Genomic DNA, 18981 nt, shown 5'->3' on the forward strand with positions numbered 1-18981 from the left:
GCGGCCGTCCGTCGATGTGCTGTGCCGCCGGTGTGCCGTGCCGCCGATCAGGAAGCGGGCGGCGGTGAGGCCGGTGGCGTGGTGCCGCCGTCGGGTCCCTGGGTGCCGTTCTTGTGCGCGAGGCGGTCCATGGCGTCCTTGGCCTTGCCCGTGCCCGAGTGGATCCTGCCGCTGTACTTGCCCTTGGTCTTCTCGTCCACGACCTTCGCGGCCTTGTCGAGACCGTGCTGGATCTTGTCCCCGTGCTGTTGCGCGAGGCCGGAGACCTTGTCCTTCGCCGGGCTGAGCTTGGCCTTGAAACTGTCCAGGAGACCCATCGTTCGCCTTCCCATGCGGGGCAGTTACGTGCGGGCGCTCTCGCCGGCCTCACGATCGGCCGCGTCCTCGGCGGACTGCTGCTTGGGGATCTCGACGTCGTCGGCGGCCTCCTCGACGGCCTCCGTCGCCGCCGACGCGTCCGTCTCCTCGGCTCCGGCCACCTCGATGACCTCGACCCCGGCCTTGCCGTCGACCTTGTCCTCAGCCTTGCCGTCGGTCTTGTGGTCGGCCTTGGCCTCGGTCGGCGCCTTCGCCGCAGCCGCCTCGCTCGCTGTCGCCTCGTCCGCCGCGGGCTCGGCCGTGGGGGTGTCGGCCTGCGTCTCGGCGGTTGACGCCTCCTCCGTAGCCTTCGACCTCCGGAGAAGTCGTGCGAAAACGCCCATATCCACTCCATACGTTACTCGTGCGGGGGAAATCCCGCGTCGTCCGGTGCGCCCGTTTGCACCACCCGGATCGCCGCCTCCAGGGGACAGGGCGGCGGGAACCACGCAACTGGCAACGACGCCGGGCCCGGGCCGTCACGTAACTCGTTCGAGGTGGGGGTCGGAGGTTTGCGAGACTGGGGCGGTGAGCAGCGCACCCCCCGCCCCCCGCGTCATCGCCGTCGTCGGACCCACCGCGGCCGGAAAGTCCGATCTGGGCGTCTTCCTCGCCCAGCGCCTGGGCGGGGAGGTCGTCAACGCCGACTCCATGCAGCTCTACCGAGGGATGGACATCGGCACCGCCAAGCTGACGCCCGAGGAGCGCGACGGCGTCCCGCACCACCTCCTGGACATCTGGGACGTGACGGTCACGGCGTCCGTCGCGGAGTACCAGCGGCTCGCCCGCACCCGGATCGACGCCCTGCTGGCCGAGGGCCGCTGGCCGATCCTGGTCGGCGGCTCCGGCCTCTACGTCCGGGGTGCCGTCGACAACCTGGAGTTCCCCGGCACCGACCCCGACGTCAGGGCCCGGCTGGAGGACGAGCTCGTCCTGCGCGGCTCCGGCGCGCTGCACGCCCGCCTCGCCGCCGCCGACCCCGGCGCCGCGCAGGCGATCCTGCCCAGCAACGGCCGCCGTATCGTCCGGGCCCTGGAGGTCATCGAGATCACCGGCAAGCCCTTCACCGCCAACCTCCCCGGCCATGACTCCGTCTACGACACCCTCCAGATCGGCGTCGACGTGGCCCGGCCCGAGCTCGACGAGCGCATCGCGCGCCGGGTCGACCGGATGTGGGACGCGGGTCTCGTGGACGAGGTGCGGGAGCTGGAGGCGCGCGGGTTGCGCGAGGGGCGCACGGCCTCGCGCGCGCTCGGCTACCAGCAGGTGCTCGCGGCGCTCGCGGGGGAGTGCACGATGGAGGACGCGCGGGCCGAGACCGTGCGGGCCACGAAACGCTTCGCGCGCCGTCAGGATTCGTGGTTCAGGCGCGACCCGCGGGTGCATTGGTTGAGTGGGGCTGCGGCGCATCTCACAGAACTTCCGCAGCTTGCATTGGCGTTGGTCGAACGACCGGTTACAGCCTGATCACGTCCTGGCATCGGGACGCTCCGGCCGTCATCCCGGCCTCCGGCGCCGTGCCATCATCGAGCTTCGATCGACCAAGTGGAGTCCGAGTTGGGAGGGCGCGTGGCGATGGAGGCCGGCCCTCGCGACACCGCACAAGGCACCGAGCCCCTCACCGTCGAGAGCGGTGAACCGGAGCAGGACGGGACCCGTCTGAGCGCCGACGGGCTCGACGAGGTGCCGGACGGTGTGACCGACGACGGCCCCGAGCCCGAGGAGATGTTCGCGGCCGGGGAAGAGGTCGAGGTCGAGCTGCGCCCGCAGCGCCGCCTGCGTATCTGGCAGCTCGCCCCCATCGTCTCGCTGGCCGCGGTCGGCTCACTGATGTTCGCCTTCCCGCTGGCCTTCGACTTCGGCGACAGCGGCGCGGTGATCGCGATGCTGGGCCTGCTGATCTGCTCGTGCGCGGCGGGCTGGGGCATGATGGCGGCCCGGCGCGTTGGTTACACGTGGCCCGGCCTGCCGAGGCGGGGCGAGGAGCGCAGGGCGGACTGGCGGGTCGTGGCGGCGTACGCCCTGCTGGTGGCCGTGGTGATCGTCCTGGCGGTATGGCGCGTGGCAAGGCTGCGCTGAGCGCCTTCGCTTCCCCGCGCGTGGGGCCCTACCGATGTGCGGCTGCGCCCCGCGGGCGCGACAGGCCCCCGTCGGCCCGCACCGTACGATCGATGCATGAGCACCCGGATCGCCTTCCTCAAGGGTCACGGCACCGAGAACGACTTCGTGATCATCCCGGACCCCGAGAACACCCTCGACCTGCCCCCGGAGACCGTCGCCGCACTCTGCGACCGCCGGGCCGGCATCGGCGGTGACGGCCTGCTCCACGTCGTGCGATCCGCGGCACACCCCGAGGCCGCGCACATGGCGACCGTGGCCGAGTGGTTCATGGACTACCGCAACGGCGACGGCTCGATCGCCGAGATGTGCGGCAACGGCGTCCGCGTCTTCGCCCGCTACCTCCAGCGCGCCGGCCATGTGACCGAGGGCGACCTCGCCGTGGCGACCCGTGGTGGGGTGAAGACCGTGCACATCGACAAGGCCGGCGACGTCACCGTGGGCATGGGCAAGGCGCGGCTCCCCGAAGGCGACGTCACGGTGAGAGTCGGCGAGCACACCTGGCCCGCGCGGAACGTGAACATGGGAAATCCGCACGCCGTCGCGTTCGTGGACGATCTGGCGCAGGCCGGCGACCTCTACTCCCCGCCGCCCTTCAGCCCGGCCGCCGCGTACCCGGACGGGGTCAACGTCGAGTTCGTCGTCGACCGCGGCCCCCGGCACGTGGCGATGCGGGTGCACGAGCGCGGCTCCGGCGAGACCCGCTCCTGCGGCACCGGCGCGTGCGCCGTCGCCGTCGCCACCGCGCGCAGGGACGGCGCCGACCCGGCGGTCACCGGAGCCCCGGCGACGTACACCGTGGACGTCCCCGGCGGCACCCTCGTGATCACCGAGCGGGCGGACGGCGAGATCGAGATGACCGGCCCCGCGGTGATCGTCGCCGAGGGCGAGATCGACGCCGACTGGCTTGAAAACGCTGTTCGTTGACCATATGAACGACGGCACTCGGACGCCGGAGGCGTGGAACCGAAGCCTTCGGCGCCCTGTGCTGTGCAAAAGCACGGACACCCGCAATTCAGGCGGCGCGAAACAATAAACCTGTGAACCGTCGCTCGAATGGGTGATCCGTTTCACGCTCGCCGAGAGGCGGTCAGCCGGGCGTGATGGGCTCGGTAGCATCAAGCACCGGCCCGGACGGGGGAATGCCATCCCCTGAGCCGTGTCCGCCATGGGGCACCCCGTCCGCCGGTCCACAGCCGGAGGTGCCCATGAGTGCGGAGGCGACGAACCCCGCGACCCCAGGTCCGGTGACAGGTGCGGCCGCCCGTTGGCGGGCCCGGATCGACCTGCGCCGCCTGGGCCGCGCCGCGCTGCTCGGCCCCGCCGCCCGTGACCGGCTGCCCGACGCGATCGGCCATGTCGCCGAGGCCCACCGCGCCCACCACCCCGACGCCGACCTCGAACCCCTGCGGCGCGCCTGGGTCCTGGCCGAGTCCTCGCACCGCGGCCAGATGCGCAAGAGCGGTGAGCCCTACATCACCCACCCGCTCGCCGTCACCCTGATCCTGGCCGAACTCGGCGCCGAGACCACCACCTTGACGGCCTCTCTGCTCCACGACACCGTCGAGGACACCGAGGTGACGCTGGATCAGGTCGGCGAGGAGTTCGGCGCCGAGGTCCGCTTCCTCGTCGACGGCGTCACCAAGCTGGAGAAGGTCGACTACGGCGCCGCCGCGGAGCCCGAGACCTTCCGCAAGATGCTGGTCGCCACCGGCAACGACGTCCGCGTGATGTCGATCAAACTCGCCGACCGGCTGCACAACATGCGCACCCTCGGCGTGATGCGCCCCGAGAAACAGGCCCGCATCGCCAAGGTCACCCGGGACGTCCTCATCCCGCTCGCCGAGCGCCTCGGCGTCCAGGCCCTCAAGACCGAGCTGGAGGACCTGGTCTTCGCCATCCTCCACCCCGAGGAGTACGAGCACACCCGCGAGCTGATCGTCGACAACGCCTCCCGCGCGGACGACCCGCTCGCCGAGATCGCCGACGAGGTGCGCTCCGTGCTGCGCGAGGCCGGCATCCAGGCCGAAGTCGTCATCCGGCCGCGGCACTTCGTCTCCGTGCACCGGGTCGCCCGCAAGCGCGGCCGACTGCGCGGCGCGGACTTCGGCCGACTGCTCGTCCTGGTCGCCGAGGACGCGGACTGTTACGGCGTCCTGGGCGAACTGCACACCTGTATGACGCCGGTCGTCTCGGAGTTCAAGGACTTCATCGCCGTACCGAAGTTCAACCTGTACCAGTCGCTGCACACCGCCGTGGCCCGCGGCGACGGCCAGGTCGTCGAAGTCCTCATCCGTACGCACCAGATGCACAAGGTCGCCGAGGCCGGCGTGGTCGCGCTCGGCAACCCGTACGTCGGTCCCCCGGAGGAGCAGAGCACGGTCGACGGCGAGCGGGTGGACCCCACCCGGCCCGGCTGGCTCTCCCGTCTCCTCGACTGGCAGGCGGCCGCGCCCGACGCCGACACCTTCTGGTCCACCCTGCGTGAGGACCTCGCCCAGGACCGCGAGATCACCGTCTTCCGGCCCGACGGCGGCACTCTGGGGCTGCCCGAGGGCGCGACCTGTGTGGACGCCGCGTACGCGCAGTACGGCGAGGACGCGCACGCGTGCCTCGGCGCCCGCGTCAACGGCCGCCTGGCGACCCTGAGCACCGTCCTGAAGGACGGCGACACCGTCCAGCTCCTCATGGGCCAGGACCCGGCCGCCGAGCCCTCCAAGGAGTGGCTGGAGCACGCGCACACACCCGCGGCCCGGATCGCGATCCAGCGGTGGATCGCGACGCATCCGGTGCAGGAGACGGCGGACGGGGGCGCGGAGGAAGGCGCCGAGCGGGGCAGGACGGCGGAGGTGACGGCAGGCGCGGGGACGGGGTCCGTGGCCGGCGTCACGGCAAGCGCTACGGCGGCTGGTGCGACGGCGGGTGCGGATGCGGGCGCCGGTACGGACGCGGGTACGAGGGCTGAGGACGTTCGGGCGCGAGCGCGGGGTGCTCGGGCGGCCGTGGGGTCTGCGTCGGATGGTGATGCCCGGGGTGTCGCGGGGGGTGGTGTCGCCGATGGGGGTGTCGGGGAGCGGGACACCACCGAGCCCGGCGCCGCCGCGCCGGCCGCCGAAGCGCAGGGTGCCGACGCGCCCGGGTCCCTCGCGTCGGCCGCCGAGGACACGCCCGACCGCGGGAATCGGCCCCCCGCCGCGTCGCCGACCGCCGCTGACCAGGCCGGGGCCCGCCCCGGCACCGCCAACGCCCTCGTCGACCAGCCCGGTGCGACCGTACGGCTGGCCGGGTGCTGCACGCCCGTGCCGCCCGACGAGATCGTCGGCTTCGCCGTGCGCGGCGGAGTGGTCACCGTGCATCGCGTCGAGTGCTCGGCGGTGGCGCGTATGCAGGGCATGGGGCGCAAAGAGGTCGGCGTGCGCTGGGGCGACACCGCCGAGTGCCGGGTCACCCTGTTCGCCGAATCGTTCGGCCGCCCCCACCTCCTGGCCGACCTCACCGAGGCCATGGCGGTCGAGGGGGCCGAGATCGTCTCCGCGACCGTCGAACCCCCCAGCCAGCAGCGCGTACGCCACACGTACACCGTCCAGTTGCCGGACGCGGCACTGCTGCCCTCCCTGATGCGGGCCATGCGGAACGTGGCAGGCGTCTACGACGTGAGCAGGGCGCAGACACCGGGGGCCTGACGGGATCGACGGAGTGTGTGTGGCCGCCCGTGACCGCACCGCACGCGTCGCCTCGACGGGGCCGGAGGAACTCGTTCGAGTGGGCCGGTCGCGCGTCGTCGCCGTGGCGCACGCGCGCGCTGGTAGCGGTGGTGCATGCCGCTCACCCCCCACAGCCACGCCCGCTCCGCCCACGTCCAGCCCGCCCCCGCCGACCGCCCGGACTCCCGCGCCCTCCGCCGCCGTACGGGAGCCTCCCGGCCCGGTACCGGAGCCTCCCGGCGCCGTAGAGCGGCCGCGCTGCTCGCCTCCGCCGTCTCCGTCTGTCTGCTCGCCGCGAGCGCCCCGGCCGCGCCGCTCGGCGTCGGGGACCGCCTCTACCCGTACCTGGGCAACCCCGGCTACGACGTGGCGTCGTACGACCTCTCCTTCACCTATCAGGGCAGCAACAGCAAGCCGCTGACGGCCGTCACCACGATCGACGCCTGGACGACGACCGAACTCGACCACGTCAACCTCGACTTCGCGCACGGTGACGTCCAGTCCGTGGAGGTCGACGGTCGGTCCGCCGCGTTCAGCAGTGCCGGTGAGGACCTCGTCGTCACCCCTGACGAGTCGCTGCCCGCCGGCAGCTGGATGCGGATCACCGTGCGGCACACCAGCGACCCCGTCTCCGCGGACGACCGCGACGGCGGCTGGGTGCGTACCGCGGACGGGCTCGCCATGGCCAACCAGGCCGACGCCGCCCACCTGGTGTTCCCCTGCAACGACCACCCCTCCGACAAGGCGATGTTCACCATCCGGGTCACCGCGCCGGAGGGCTACACGGCCGTCGCCGGCGGTCTGCCGACCGACGTGGACCGGGCCGGCCGGACCACCACCTGGACGTACCGCAGCCAGCACCCCATGGCCACCGAGCTCGCACAGGTCTCCATCGGCCGTTCCACCGTGCTGCGTCGCAGTGGACCGCACGGGCTTCCCGTGCGGGACGTGGTGCCCACCCAGGACCGCGCCGCACTGGAACCCTGGCTGAAGAAGACGCCCGCGCAGATCGCGTGGATGGAGGACCGGGTCGGGCCGTACCCCTTCGAGACGTACGGCATCCTCATGGCCGCCGCCGACACCGGCTTCGAGTTGGAAACCCAAACTCTGTCCCTCTTCGAGAAGGACCTGTTCACCGAACCCGCCTACCCCAAGTGGTACGTCGAGTCGATCATGGTGCATGAGCTCGCCCACCAGTGGTTCGGCGACAGCGTCAGCCCCCGCACCTGGTCCGACGTGTGGCTCAACGAAGGACACGCCACCTGGTACGAGGCGCTGTACGCGGAGGCGAAGGGGGGCCACACCCTGGACGCCCGGATGAAGGCCGCGTACGGCGCCTCCGACCGCTGGCGCACGGCCGGCGGACCGCCCGCCGCGCCGAAGGCCCCCAAGCCCGGTCAGAAGATCGGCATCTTCCGCCCGAACGTCTACGACGGCGCCGCGCTCGTCCTGTACGCCCTGCGCCAGGAGATCGGCCGCACCTCCTTCGAGACCCTGGAGCGGGCCTGGGTGCAGGCACACCGCGACGGTACGGCCACGACCGCCGACTTCGTCCGCCTCGCCTCCGAGATCTCCGGACGCGACCTGGGTGCCTTCCTCCACGACTGGCTCTACGCCGAGAAGACCCCGCCGATGCCCGGACACCCGGACTGGAAGCCTGTGACCGCCGCCGCCCCGGTCGAATAAGGCGGTGACGAGACGCCCCGTGCCGTGCGACCATCTTCAGGTCGGCGCGGCACGGGACACGGGAATCTCCCGGGGTACTCGTGCGTTGAACGACATGAGCGCGGTGGCATGACCTAGGTGACATGGCCCCTGTGGCCTGTGACCACCAAGGACCATGACCGCCGTATCGGACTCCCCAACGACGTAAGGACCCAATGACCTCCTCTTCATCCCCTTCCCAGGACACGCAGCGCCTCGCGCACACCTACGCCGAAGGTCTTCGGGCCGATGCCCTGATGGAAGAGGACGTCGCCTGGAGCCACGAGATCGACGGAGAGCGGGACGGCGACCAGTTCGACCGCTCCGAGCGCGCGGCCCTGCGCCGCGTCGCCGGCCTCTCCACCGAGCTCGAGGACGTCACCGAGGTCGAGTACCGCCAGCTCCGTCTGGAGCGGGTCGTCCTCGTCGGCGTCTGGACCACGGGGACCGCGCAGGACGCCGACAACTCCCTCGCGGAGCTCGCCGCCCTCGCGGAGACCGCCGGCGCACTCGTGCTCGACGGCGTGATCCAGCGCCGCGACAAGCCCGACGCGGCCACCTTCATCGGTTCCGGCAAGGCCATGGAGCTGCGCGACATCGTCGTCGAGTCCGGCGCCGACACCGTCATCTGCGACGGTGAGCTCAGCCCGGGTCAGCTCATCGCCCTCGAAGACGTCGTCAAGGTCAAGGTCATCGACCGTACGGCCCTGATCCTCGACATCTTCGCCCAGCACGCCAAGTCCCGAGAGGGCAAGGCGCAGGTCGCGCTCGCGCAGATGCAGTACATGCTGCCGAGGCTGCGCGGCTGGGGTCAGTCGCTGTCCCGTCAGATGGGCGGCGGCAAGGGCGGCGGCCTCGCCACCCGTGGTCCCGGTGAGACCAAGATCGAGACGGACCGGCGTCGGATCCGCGAGAAGATGGCGAAGATGCGCCGGGAGATCGCGGACATGAAGACCGGCCGCGAGATCAAGCGCCAGGAGCGCAAGCGCCACAAGGTGCCGTCCGTCGCCATCGCGGGCTACACCAACGCGGGCAAGTCCTCCCTGCTCAACCGCCTGACGGGCGCCGGTGTCCTCGTCGAGAACGCCCTGTTCGCGACCCTGGACCCCACCGTCCGCCGCGCGGAGACCCCGAGCGGCCGGCTGTACACGCTGGCCGACACCGTCGGTTTTGTACGACACCTGCCGCACCACCTGGTCGAGGCGTTCCGCTCCACCATGGAGGAGGTCGGTGAGTCCGACCTGATCCTGCACGTGGTGGACGGCTCGCACCCGAACCCGGAGGAGCAGCTGGCCGCCGTGCGCGAGGTGATCCGGGACGTCGGCGCCATCGACGTGCCTGAAGTCGTCGTGATCAACAAGGCCGACGCGGCGGACCCGCTGACGCTCCAGCGGCTGATGCGGATCGAGAAGCGCGCCATCGCGGTCTCGGCCCGTACCGGCCAGGGCATCGCCGAGCTGCTCGCCCTGATCGACAACGAGCTGCCGCGTCCGTCGGTCGAAATCGAGGCGCTCGTGCCGTACACCCACGGCAAGCTGGTCGCCCGCGCGCACGACGAGGGCGAGGTGATCTCCGAGGAACACACCGCGGAGGGCACGCTGCTCAAGGTGCGGGTGCATGAGGAGCTGGCGGCGGAGCTGGCGCCGTATGTGCCGACGGTGGTTGTGGCCTGAGGCGCGCGTAGTTTCTTGCAGGACTTCTGGTTCTTGCAGTTCTTGAGTGGGTTCGAGGCCCGTCCCTTTGCGGGGGCGGGCCTCGGGCTTGTGCGGGTGCAGGAGGAGGGGTTTGGGGCTGTTACTGTCCCGCGAACTTCTGGCTGACCGCGCCGTACACGCCCTTGGCCACCTGGCCCAGCCGTGGTCCGGCCAGCCAGCCCGCGCTCACCGGGCCGATGGAGGTGTTGGACACCAGCGCCGGCTCGCCGTCCGCCCCGGCCGCGACCCAGCCGCCGCCGGACGAACCACCGGTCATGGTGCAGCCGATGCGGTACATCGTCGGATCCGAGGCGTTGAGTGACAGCCGCCCCGGCTTGTCCTGACACTGGTACAACAACTCCCCGTCGAACGGCGCGGCAGCCGGATACCCACTGGCCGTGATGCTCTCCACCCTCGGCACCGCCGGAGCGGCGAAGTTCACCGGAAGCGCCGAACCGACCGTCTCCTCCAACGACTTGCCGGTGCTCCCCTCCTCCGGCGTCACATGGATCACGGCGAAGTCGTACGGCGCCCCGGCCCCGCCCGTCGGCCCCCCGTGCGCGATCCACTGCTCCGAGGTCCCCGCCCAGTCGCCCCACCAGACACCGTACGGAGCGAGCTCGTCCTCGGTCGCGCTCGCCAACTCCCCGCCCGACAGAGCCTGGTCGTTGTACGACGGCACGAACGCGATGTTGCGATACCAGCCACCGTTCCTGCCCGCGTGCACGCAATGCCCCGCCGTCCACACCAGGTTGGACTTGCCCGGGTTGGCCGGGTCCGCCACGACGGTCGCCGAGCACACCATCGTGCCCTCGGGGGAGTCGAAGAACACCTTGCCCGCCTGGGGGACGTGGTCGTGGTACGTAGGCGGTACGGCCTTCGCGTCCACCGGCGCCGGCTCCGGGTCGGTCACCCCCTGGTCACCCGAGAGGTCACTGTCCTGGACACCGCGGTCGGGATCCTCGGCCCGGCGCATCCGGTCCGGGTCCCACAGCCCCTCGATGATCGGGTTGATGTAGTCCTGGGCCTCACGCAGCCAGTCGTCCCTGTCCCAGTCCTTCCAGGCGCCGTCCTTCCACTTGTCGACATCGATCCCGTGCTCTTTGAGCCTGTCCCTGAGGTCGTCGGGGATCGTGATCTTGCCGTCGCCCTCGGACGCGGACGAGGCGGAGGCCTGGGCGCTCGAGTCGCCGTCCGCGTCTCCCGAGCCGCAGCCGGTGGCGGTCAGAGCCAGCACCGACGCGAGGGCCACGGCGGCCAGCACGAGGGAGGTTCTGCGACGCGAGCCCCGCTCGCCCCCGTCGCGAGCGGTCAATGACAGCGGTTCGGATCCCATGCTCTGCCTCCCCCTGGTGTGGACGAACTGGTTGCCAGAGCCGACGACTTGCCGCGGACCACCCGCGAGTTCGCCTTCCGGCACCGCGTCTTGGGACGGCATCACACACTATGCGCCCGCTGTGGGTGACTTCCGACGGAATCGCAACGGTTCCGTCACTCCGAAGATCTTCGGAACATTCCAGAGATCTTCGGAGCACTCCAAAGATTTCCCGACCACCCGTAACCGGGTGAACGGTCCGGGGTTGGTAGCGGTGGGGCCTTGCCCCCGACCTTGCCGGCGGACGACCGGGTGCCCCGCGCTCCAATTCCCAAAGCTTTTCCAGACATCGGGTCATCGATGTGCCGAGATGTCGAGCAAAGGCTCACGGGGTTCCGTATGTCGGGGCGGGCGAGTCCGCGAGGGAACCGCTTGCCCCCGCACAGCGCGACGACGGGAGAACCATGGCCGTGACCGAGACCGCACCGGACAAGGCCATGGCGGGACAGCCCACCGCCCAGGAGCGGTCGGCGGGCCGGTCCGCGCACGAGGGGATCCTGCGGCGCCAGTCGGCCCGCGAGTCGGCGGCCCGCACCTATGCCCGCGCCCTTCCGATCGTCCCCGTCCGCGCCCGCGGCCTGACCATCGAAGGCGCTGACGGCCGCCGCTACCTCGACTGCCTCTCGGGCGCCGGGACCCTGGCCCTCGGGCACAACCACCCCGTCGTCCTCGAAGCGATCCGCAAGGTCCTCGACTCCGGGGCGCCCCTCCAAGCCCTCGACCTCGCGACCCCCGTCAAAGACGCTTTCATCACCGAACTGTTCAGCACCCTGCCGTCCGGTCTCGCCGACCACGCCCGCGTGCAGTTCTGCGGACCGGCCGGCACCGACGCGGTCGAGGCCGCCTTCAAGCTCGTGCGCGCCGCGACCAGCCGCAGCGAACTCCTCGCCTTCGCCGGTGCCTACCACGGCATGACCACGGGCGCCCTCGAAGCCTCCGGCCACGCCCCCGAGGTGCGGGTGGCCCGGCTGCCCTATCCGCAGGACTACCGCTGCCCCTTCGGCGTCGGCGGTCCCGGGGGCGCCGAACTCGCCGCCCGCTGGACCGAATCCCTCCTCGACGACCCCAAGTCCGGGGTCCCACTGCCCGCCGGCATGATCCTCGAACCCGTCCAGGGCGAGGGCGGGGTTCTCCCCGCCCCCGACGACTGGATGCGGCGCATGCGCCAGATCACGGCCGACCGCTCGATCCCGCTGATCGCCGACGAGGTCCAGACGGGCGTCGGTCGCACCGGCGCCTTCTGGGCGGTGGAGCACAGCGGCATCACCCCCGACGTCATGGTCCTCTCCAAGGCCATCGGCGGCAGCCTGCCTCTCGCGGTCGTCGTCTACCGCGACGACCTCGACGCCTGGGAACCCGGCGCCCACGCCGGCACCTTCCGCGGCAACCAACTCGCCATGGCCGCGGGCACAGCCACGATGGCTTACGTCCGCGAGCACTCCCTCACGGAACGGGCGGCTGCTCTTGGGGCGCGAATGCTGAGCCAACTCCGGGATCTGGCAGGCGAGTTCCCTGTGATCGGTGATGTGCGGGGGCGGGGGTTGATGATCGGCGTGGAGATGGTGGAGCCGGAGGGGTGGGGGGTTGGTGGGGGCGGGGGGAGTGCTGGAGCGGCTGGGGTAGCGGCTGAGGCTGCCGGGCTTGATGTGCGTGGTGGGGGTGGGGGCCGTGGTGGTGGAGATGCCGGTGGAGACGCGAGTGGGGCGGGTGCACTGGTCGCAGGTGTTGGTGTGGGTGCTGGCGATCGGGCGGGGTGGCCTGTCGGAGGTGTGGTCCTTGATGGCGCCGCGGACGGGGCGGTTCTGCCGGGTTCCACTGGCTCCTCTCGCCCTGCCCTTCCTCACCCCGCCTCTCCGGCCTTGGCCGCCGCCGTCCAGCGGGAGTGCCTCCGACGTGGTCTGATCGTCGAACTCGGTGGTCGCCATTCGAGCGTCGTCCGCCTGCTCCCACCCCTGACCATCACCGACGAGCAGGCAACCGCCGTCCTCGACCGCCTCGCCGACGCCGTGGCAGCGGTGGCCCGCGATCATGACGCCGGGGGTGGGAGAGAGCAGCAGCGTCGCTTGCGGGGCGGGGGTGAGGGATTGGGAAGCTGGCTTGGTTAGTGCGGGCTGGTTGGTGCGGGCAGTGCGAGTTCGGGGCTCGAGCAGGAGGGCTGGTGCTCGTCTTCGGGCTCGGGCTCCGGCTGGGGTCGGTGTGGGAGACACGGCTCGGGGCGTTTGCGCACTGGGGAGCGAAGGCGAGAGTCGAAGGAGCCTCGCCGGAGGAGAAGGTGAGTGTGCGGGCACCGCATGGAGGCCTGTCGCTGGAGTTCGGTACCCGGGCGGGATCCGGATCCGGAGTTTCGGCCCGGGTCCGATCGGGGGTCGGACCCGGTGGCGGGCTCGGCGTCGGAGGGGGCTCGATGCCAGGCCGGCATGCGGAGTCAGCGTCGGGCCGGAAAACGGGGCCGTACTCGCAGTCAGCGCACGGTCGGCGCCGGAAGCGGGAGGGGCCGCGGACACGCAGTCGCGACCCAGCCACTCGCCAACCAGCGCGCCACCTGTCCGTGTGTGCCTCCACGCACCGCCAATGCGCCGACGCCCCAGCAAGTTTGCCCCGAACACCAACGAACCCACCCCAACTGAACATCCACCGCCACCACCCCCGCTTCGCCGGTCCACCCCCTCCCCTCTCCACCCCAGGACACAGAACGCGCCCCGCGCCACCACCACTCCCGGACCACCCCCGACGCAGCACCATCCCTAGGCAGCCCCGAGGAACAGCGAACTTGAACACCACCCCCACCCACGGCAACTGCACCCCCTCAACGCAGCCCCACACACCCTCCGATCCACCTCCCTCCCCACACCGCACCCCCTCCCAGGCCGGCCCACCAGAACAAGAACGCCTGCGTGCCGCCACCCCCGACCTCCTGGACCACCCCGACCCCCACACGGCAGCCGAGGCCGCAGCCGTGGAGAACCTGCTGCGCTGCTGGGTCAGAGAGACCAACCTCCCGGCCCCCGCCATCGGCACTGGCACTGGCACTGGCACCCTTCGCATCCGACTCCCCGCCAGCGGCACCTCCCTCCTCGTCCCGGTCCAGTACTGGTCCCCGACGGGATGGCACCGCTTCGGCCGCCCCCGTCTCGACGGCGCCCCCGCACAGGCCCCGCCCGTCGACGCGGTCACCGTCGCCGCCCTGCTCACCCGTGAGTCGCTGCCGACGGACACCGCCGCTTCAGGTGCCGAACTCACCGCTCGGGTCGCCGACTCGGTCCGCCGCACCGCAACCTTTGTCCGCGAGCGCCGCAGGCACCCCGACGACGGCCCCGACCTCTTCCTCACCGCCGAACAGGCACTCGTCCTCGGCCACCCCCTCCACCCGGCCCCGAAGAGCCGCGAAGGTCTCTCCGAAGCCGAAGCGGCCTCCTACTCACCCGAATTGCGCGGCTCCTTCCCCCTGCGTTGGCTCGCTGTCGCCCCCTCTCTCCTCGCCACCGACTCCGCCTGGACCGAACGCGGCCGCCCCGTCCCCGCCGCCCACCTCACCCAGCGACTGGCCGGCCCCGACCTGGCACTGCCCGACGGCCACACCGCACTGCCCCTACACCCCTGGCAGCTCCGCGAGGTCCAGCACCGTCCCGAAACCGCCCCGCTCTTCGCCTCCGGACTGCTCCGGGATCTCGGTGATCACGGCTCCTCCTGGCACCCCACCTCCTCCGTGCGTACGGTCCATCGCTCCGGCGCCCCCGCCATGCTCAAGCTCTCGCTCGGCCTGCGTATCACCAACTCCCGCCGCGAGAACCTCCGTAAGGAACTCCACCGCGGCGTCGAGGTGCACCGACTCCTGCGCGCCGGCCTGTCCAAGGAGTGGCAGGCGGCCCACCCCGCGTTCGACATCGTCCGCGACCCCGCCTGGATCGCGGTCGACGCACCCGACGGCACCCCCGTCCCCGGCCTCGACGTGGTGATCCGCCACAACCCGTTCAGCCCGTCGCACGACGTCTCCTGCATCGCCGGCCTCGTCTCACCCCGTCCCCATGCCCGGCCCGGCGTGGGCCGACCGACCTGGCGATCCCGGTTGGCCGAGCTCGTCAGCCGCCTCGCCTTGCGGACCGGCCGCCCCCAGGGAGCCGTCGCCACCGAGTGGTTCCTTCGCTACCTCGAACAAGTCGTCCGCCCAGTGCTGTGGCTCGACGGTGAGGCAGGCATCGCACTGGAGGCACACCAACAGAACACCCTGGTACTGCTGGACGCCGACGGCTGGCCTGCCGGTGGCCGCTACCGCGACAACCAGGGCTATTACTTCCGCGAGTCCCGACGGTCGGAACTCGACGCCCGGTTGCCCGGTATCGGCAGGCACAGCGACACCTTCGTCTCGGACGACGTCACCGACGAGCGCTTTGCCTACTACCTGGCGATCAACAATGTCCTCGGACTCATCGGCGCGTTCGGCTCCCAGCGTCTGGCCGACGAACGGCTGCTGCTCGCCGCCTTCCGCCGCTTCCTCGACGACGTGGCCTCCGGACCCGACCGACTACGCACCACCCTCCCCGGTCACCTGCTCGACTCACCCGTCCTGCGCTGCAAGGCCAATCTGCTGACCCGAGTGCACGGTCTCGACGAACTAGTCGGCCCGGTCGACACCCAGTCCGTCTACGTCACCATCGCCAACCCCCTTCACCCCTGAGGAACATGACCCACCCCACCTCCTGAGAGGCCCGCCGTGTCAGCCACCAACGCCCACGCCCACGCCCACGCCCACGCTGCTTCCGTCACCCCTGTCGATGCCGAGGCCGACGCCCATGCCGACGCCGACATGGATACGGGCACAGGCACCGGCAGCGGCACGGCGGCCGCCCGCCCCACCCCCGGCATCCATCCCCGCAGCAGCCAGGACAGCGTCACGTCAGGCATCGACGGCAGCAGGGACCGCACCACCGACCGAAGCACCGACAGCGAGGACACCCTGGACCTGCGTCTGCCCGAAGACCTCCTCGCGCTCCTCGACGCCGAAGGAACCGGAGTAGGCGCACACCGAGACCTAGCCCCGAGCCGAGGCGACGGCACCACCCCGCCCGCCGACCTCACCCCTGCCTACGGCGACCTTCTCGACAACATCGCCGACTGGGGACCGGTCGCCACCCCCGCCGGTGCCTTCCAACTCGTGCCCGTGCGCGTAGAGCGGGACCTCCCCCTCGTCTGCCGCTGGATGAACGACCCCGCCGTCACCGCGTTCTGGGAGCTGGCCGGACCCCCGAGCGTGACGGCGGACCATCTGCACTCCCAGCTCACAGGCGACGGACGCAGCATCCCCTGCCTCGGAGTGCTGGAGGGCACGCCGATGAGCTACTGGGAGATCTACCGTGCGGACCTCGATCCGCTGGCGCGCCACTATCCGGCCAGACCGCACGACACCGGTATCCACCTCCTCATCGGCGCCGTTCCCGATCGCGGGCGCGGTCTCGGCAGCACGCTTCTCAGAGCCGCCGCCGATCTCGTGCTCGACAAGCGGCCCGCCTGTGCCCGCGTCGTCGCGGAACCCGACCTTCGCAACATCCCGTCCGTCACCGCCTTTCTGAGCGCAGGCTTCCGCTACTCCGCCGAGATCGACCTGCCCGCCAAGCGGGCGGCCCTCATGGTCCGAGACCGGTCCCTGCGCGATCTGCTGTAGCAGCGCGTCATTGCGCAATCACTTTTGGTACACCGCTCGCGCCGAGCCGGTTCCCCCTCGCCACGAAAAGTTTTTGCGAGGTCGTCGCACCCCGCGGACCACGGCAGTCACACGGCCGCTCAGTCACTTTCGGCCGTCGACGGACGGATCTCGACCCGCTCCTATCAGACCCGGTCCCATGCGAACCGAGTCGAGCCGATCTGACACCGACCGGCTCCTGCTCCGAGCCGCTTCCGGTCCTGATCCGGCCCCTCGTCCCCGCCTTGATCACCCCAATGTCAGTGGCGGGTCGTAGGGTGGTCGCGCTATGACGAAGCCCTCACTCCCCGAACTCCTGCATGCTGCCGTCACTGCCGTCGGCGGTACGGAGCGCCCCGGCCAGGTGACCATGGCCGAATCCGTCAGGGACGCGATCGACGACAGCTCCCACCTGCTGGTGCAGGCTGGCACCGGCACCGGAAAGTCGCTGGGCTATCTCGTGCCGGCGCTCGCGCACGGGGAGCGGGTCGTGGTCGCGACAGCCACCCTGGCCCTCCAGAGACAGCTCGTCGAGCGTGACCTGCCGCGCACGGTCGAGGCGCTGCATCCGCTGCTGCGCCGCTGCCCTGAGTTCGCGATGCTCAAGGGCCGGTCGAACTACCTGTGCCTGCACCGGCTGCACGAGGGAGTGCCGCAGGACGAGGAGGAGGGCCTCTTCGACCAGTTCGAGGCCGCGGCGCCCACCAGCAAGCTGGGCCAGGACCTCCTGCGGCTGCGGGACTGGTCCCAGGACACGGAGACCGGTGACCGCGACGACCTCACACCCGGTGTCTCCGACCGGGCCTGGGCGCAGATCTCCGTGTCCTCCCGCGAGTGTCTGGGAGCCACCAAGTGCGCCTATGGAGCCGAGTGCTTCGCCGAGATGGCCCGTGAGCGCGCCAAGCTGGCCGAGGTCGTCGTCACCAACCACGCGCTGCTCGCGATCGACGCCATCGAAGGCGCTCCGGTCCTCCCGCAGCACGAGGTGCTGATCGTCGACGAGGCTCACGAGCTGGTGTCCCGTGTCACCGGCGTCGCCACCGGCGAGCTCACCCCCGGCCAGGTCAACCGCGCGGTGCGCCGCGCCGCCAAGCTGGTCAACGAAAAGGCGGCCGACCAGCTCCAGACCGCGGCCGAGGGCTTCGAGCGGCTGATGGAGCTCGCCCTGCCCGGTCGCCTGGAGGAGATCCCGGAGGACCTCGGCTACGCGCTCATGGCCCTGCGCGACGCCGCGCGTACGGTCATCTCCGCGATCGGCGCGACCCGCGACAAGTCGGTCCAGGACGAGGACGCGGTCCGCAAGCAGGCACTCGCCTCCGTGGAGTCGGTGCACGACGTGGCGGAGCGGATCACGAACGGCTCGGAGTGGGACGTCGTCTGGTACGAGCGGCACGACCGCTTCGGTGCCTCTCTGCGCGTCGCCCCCATGTCGGTGTCAGGGCTGTTGCGGGAGAAGCTGTTCGCGGACCGCTCCGTGGTCCTGACCTCGGCGACCCTGAAGCTGGGCGGCGACTTCAACGGCGTGGGAGCGTCCCTCGGGCTCGCCCCGGAGGGAACCGAAGGCGACGACGTGCCGAAGTGGAAGGGCGTGGACGTGGGTTCGCCCTTCGACTACCCCAGGCAGGGCATCCTGTACGTCGCCAAGCACCTCTCGCGCCCCGCGCGCGACGGCGATCGCGTGGACATGCTCGACGAGCTGACCGAGCTCATCCAGGCCGCCGGCGGCCGCACCCTGGGACTGTTCTCCTCCATGAGGGCCGCGCAACTGGCCGCCGAGGAACTGCGCTCCCGCATCCCGGAGTTCCCGATCCTCCTCCAGGGCGAGGAGACCCTCGGCGAACTGATCAAGAACTTCGCGGCCGACCCGAAGACCTGTCTCTTCGGCACACTGTCGCTGTGGCAGGGCGTCGACGTCCCCGGTCCCAGCTGCCAGCTGGTCGTCATGGACAAGATCCCGTTCCCGCGTCCCGACGACCCTCTGATGAGCGCCCGCCAGAAGGCGGTCGAGGACGCTGGTGGCAACGGCTTCATGGCTGTCGCGGCAACCCACGCCGCACTGCTCATGGCCCAGGGTGCCGGCCGCCTCGTCCGCGCCTCTGGAGACCGCGGCGTCGTAGCCGTACTGGATCAAAGGCTGGCCACCGCGCGGTACGGCAGCTATCTGAAGGCGTCACTGCCCGACTTCTGGTACACCACGGACCGTAACCAGGTCCGCAAGTCACTGGCGGCCATCGACGCTGCGGCGAAGGCTGTGGAGGCGGCGGCCGAGGTCGAGAAGGCGCAGGCGGACGCCGAAGAAGTACAGGCCGAGGCCTAGTGACGGTGGGGGTGGCCCGTCCCCAAGTCAGGGAC

Annotated in this window: 13 protein-coding genes; 10 read left to right on the plus strand and 3 right to left on the minus strand. The window is 71.1% G+C overall.

Annotated elements, in window-relative coordinates:
* Positions 1 to 47: 47 nt before the first annotated feature.
* On the minus strand, positions 48 to 317 hold the full coding sequence (locus ACFULQ_RS43560; RefSeq protein WP_383555762.1) for an antitoxin: 270 nt from the start codon (positions 315 to 317) through the stop codon (positions 48 to 50).
* Between the two features lie 24 nt (positions 318 to 341).
* Positions 342 to 701, minus strand: coding sequence for a hypothetical protein (locus ACFULQ_RS43565; RefSeq protein WP_383555764.1), 360 nt, complete (start codon positions 699 to 701; stop codon positions 342 to 344).
* 184 nt (positions 702 to 885) lie between these two features.
* On the opposite strand from ACFULQ_RS43565, the gene miaA reads away from it, so the two are divergent.
* From miaA to hflX, 6 genes are all read left to right on the plus strand, one after another.
* A complete protein-coding gene (gene miaA / locus ACFULQ_RS43570) occupies positions 886 to 1824 on the plus strand; it encodes a tRNA (adenosine(37)-N6)-dimethylallyltransferase MiaA (protein ID WP_383555766.1) in 939 nt (312 codons plus the stop codon).
* A gap of 108 nt (positions 1825 to 1932) precedes the next feature.
* Positions 1933 to 2436 carry a hypothetical protein gene (locus tag ACFULQ_RS43575; RefSeq protein ID WP_383555789.1) on the plus strand — a complete coding sequence of 168 codons (504 nt, stop codon included), beginning with the start codon at positions 1933 to 1935 and terminating at the stop codon, positions 2434 to 2436.
* Between the two features lie 96 nt (positions 2437 to 2532).
* The gene (gene dapF / locus ACFULQ_RS43580) at positions 2533 to 3402 is read left to right on the plus strand and encodes a diaminopimelate epimerase (protein ID WP_383555769.1); all 870 of its coding nucleotides are present in this window, start codon (positions 2533 to 2535) and stop codon (positions 3400 to 3402) included.
* A gap of 281 nt (positions 3403 to 3683) precedes the next feature.
* The gene (locus ACFULQ_RS43585) at positions 3684 to 6158 is read left to right on the plus strand and encodes a RelA/SpoT family protein (RefSeq protein WP_383555771.1); all 2475 of its coding nucleotides are present in this window, start codon (positions 3684 to 3686) and stop codon (positions 6156 to 6158) included.
* A 135-nt stretch (positions 6159 to 6293) separates the two neighbouring features.
* On the plus strand, positions 6294 to 7865 hold the full coding sequence (locus tag ACFULQ_RS43590; protein ID WP_383555773.1) for a M1 family metallopeptidase: 1572 nt from the start codon (positions 6294 to 6296) through the stop codon (positions 7863 to 7865).
* Positions 7866 to 8059: 194 nt separating this feature from the next.
* The gene (hflX, locus tag ACFULQ_RS43595; RefSeq protein WP_383555776.1) at positions 8060 to 9556 is read left to right on the plus strand and encodes a GTPase HflX; all 1497 of its coding nucleotides are present in this window, start codon (positions 8060 to 8062) and stop codon (positions 9554 to 9556) included.
* 121 nt (positions 9557 to 9677) lie between these two features.
* On the opposite strand, the gene ACFULQ_RS43600 is transcribed toward hflX, so the two are convergent.
* Positions 9678 to 10913 carry a trypsin-like serine peptidase gene (locus ACFULQ_RS43600; protein ID WP_383555778.1) on the minus strand — a complete coding sequence of 412 codons (1236 nt, stop codon included), beginning with the start codon at positions 10911 to 10913 and terminating at the stop codon, positions 9678 to 9680.
* Between the two features lie 443 nt (positions 10914 to 11356).
* On the opposite strand from ACFULQ_RS43600, the gene ACFULQ_RS43605 reads away from it, so the two are divergent.
* From ACFULQ_RS43605 to ACFULQ_RS43620, 4 genes are all read left to right on the plus strand, one after another.
* On the plus strand, positions 11357 to 13057 hold the full coding sequence (locus tag ACFULQ_RS43605; protein ID WP_383555781.1) for a diaminobutyrate--2-oxoglutarate transaminase family protein: 1701 nt from the start codon (positions 11357 to 11359) through the stop codon (positions 13055 to 13057).
* Positions 13058 to 13722: 665 nt separating this feature from the next.
* Positions 13723 to 15627 carry an IucA/IucC family protein gene (locus ACFULQ_RS43610; RefSeq protein WP_383555783.1) on the plus strand — a complete coding sequence of 635 codons (1905 nt, stop codon included), beginning with the start codon at positions 13723 to 13725 and terminating at the stop codon, positions 15625 to 15627.
* Between the two features lie 129 nt (positions 15628 to 15756).
* Positions 15757 to 16611, plus strand: coding sequence for a GNAT family N-acetyltransferase (locus ACFULQ_RS43615; RefSeq protein ID WP_383555792.1), 855 nt, complete (start codon positions 15757 to 15759; stop codon positions 16609 to 16611).
* A 307-nt stretch (positions 16612 to 16918) separates the two neighbouring features.
* Entirely contained in the window at positions 16919 to 18946 is a 2028-nt protein-coding gene (locus ACFULQ_RS43620) for an ATP-dependent DNA helicase (protein WP_383555786.1), read from the plus strand.
* Positions 18947 to 18981: the final 35 nt, after the last annotated feature.

The sequence above is a fragment of the Streptomyces sp. NPDC057253 genome, assembly GCF_042669125.1.
GTDB lineage: Bacteria > Actinomycetota > Actinomycetes > Streptomycetales > Streptomycetaceae > Streptomyces.

What these genes read in the sequence shown, in the direction of transcription:
- ACFULQ_RS43560 (WP_383555762.1), bottom strand. Translation starts at nt 317, where the DNA reads ATGGGTCTCCTGGACAGTTTCAAGGCCAAGCTCAGCCCGGCGAAGGAC.
- ACFULQ_RS43565 (WP_383555764.1), bottom strand. Translation starts at nt 701, where the DNA reads ATGGGCGTTTTCGCACGACTTCTCCGGAGGTCGAAGGCTACGGAGGAG.
- ACFULQ_RS43575 (WP_383555789.1), top strand. Translation starts at nt 1,933, where the DNA reads ATGGAGGCCGGCCCTCGCGACACCGCACAAGGCACCGAGCCCCTCACC.
- dapF (WP_383555769.1), top strand. Translation starts at nt 2,533, where the DNA reads ATGAGCACCCGGATCGCCTTCCTCAAGGGTCACGGCACCGAGAACGAC.
- ACFULQ_RS43585 (WP_383555771.1), top strand. Translation starts at nt 3,684, where the DNA reads ATGAGTGCGGAGGCGACGAACCCCGCGACCCCAGGTCCGGTGACAGGT.
- ACFULQ_RS43590 (WP_383555773.1), top strand. Translation starts at nt 6,294, where the DNA reads ATGCCGCTCACCCCCCACAGCCACGCCCGCTCCGCCCACGTCCAGCCC.
- hflX (WP_383555776.1), top strand. Translation starts at nt 8,060, where the DNA reads ATGACCTCCTCTTCATCCCCTTCCCAGGACACGCAGCGCCTCGCGCAC.
- ACFULQ_RS43600 (WP_383555778.1), bottom strand. Translation starts at nt 10,913, where the DNA reads ATGGGATCCGAACCGCTGTCATTGACCGCTCGCGACGGGGGCGAGCGG.
- ACFULQ_RS43605 (WP_383555781.1), top strand. Translation starts at nt 11,357, where the DNA reads ATGGCCGTGACCGAGACCGCACCGGACAAGGCCATGGCGGGACAGCCC.
- ACFULQ_RS43615 (WP_383555792.1), top strand. Translation starts at nt 15,757, where the DNA reads ATGGATACGGGCACAGGCACCGGCAGCGGCACGGCGGCCGCCCGCCCC.
- ACFULQ_RS43620 (WP_383555786.1), top strand. Translation starts at nt 16,919, where the DNA reads ATGACGAAGCCCTCACTCCCCGAACTCCTGCATGCTGCCGTCACTGCC.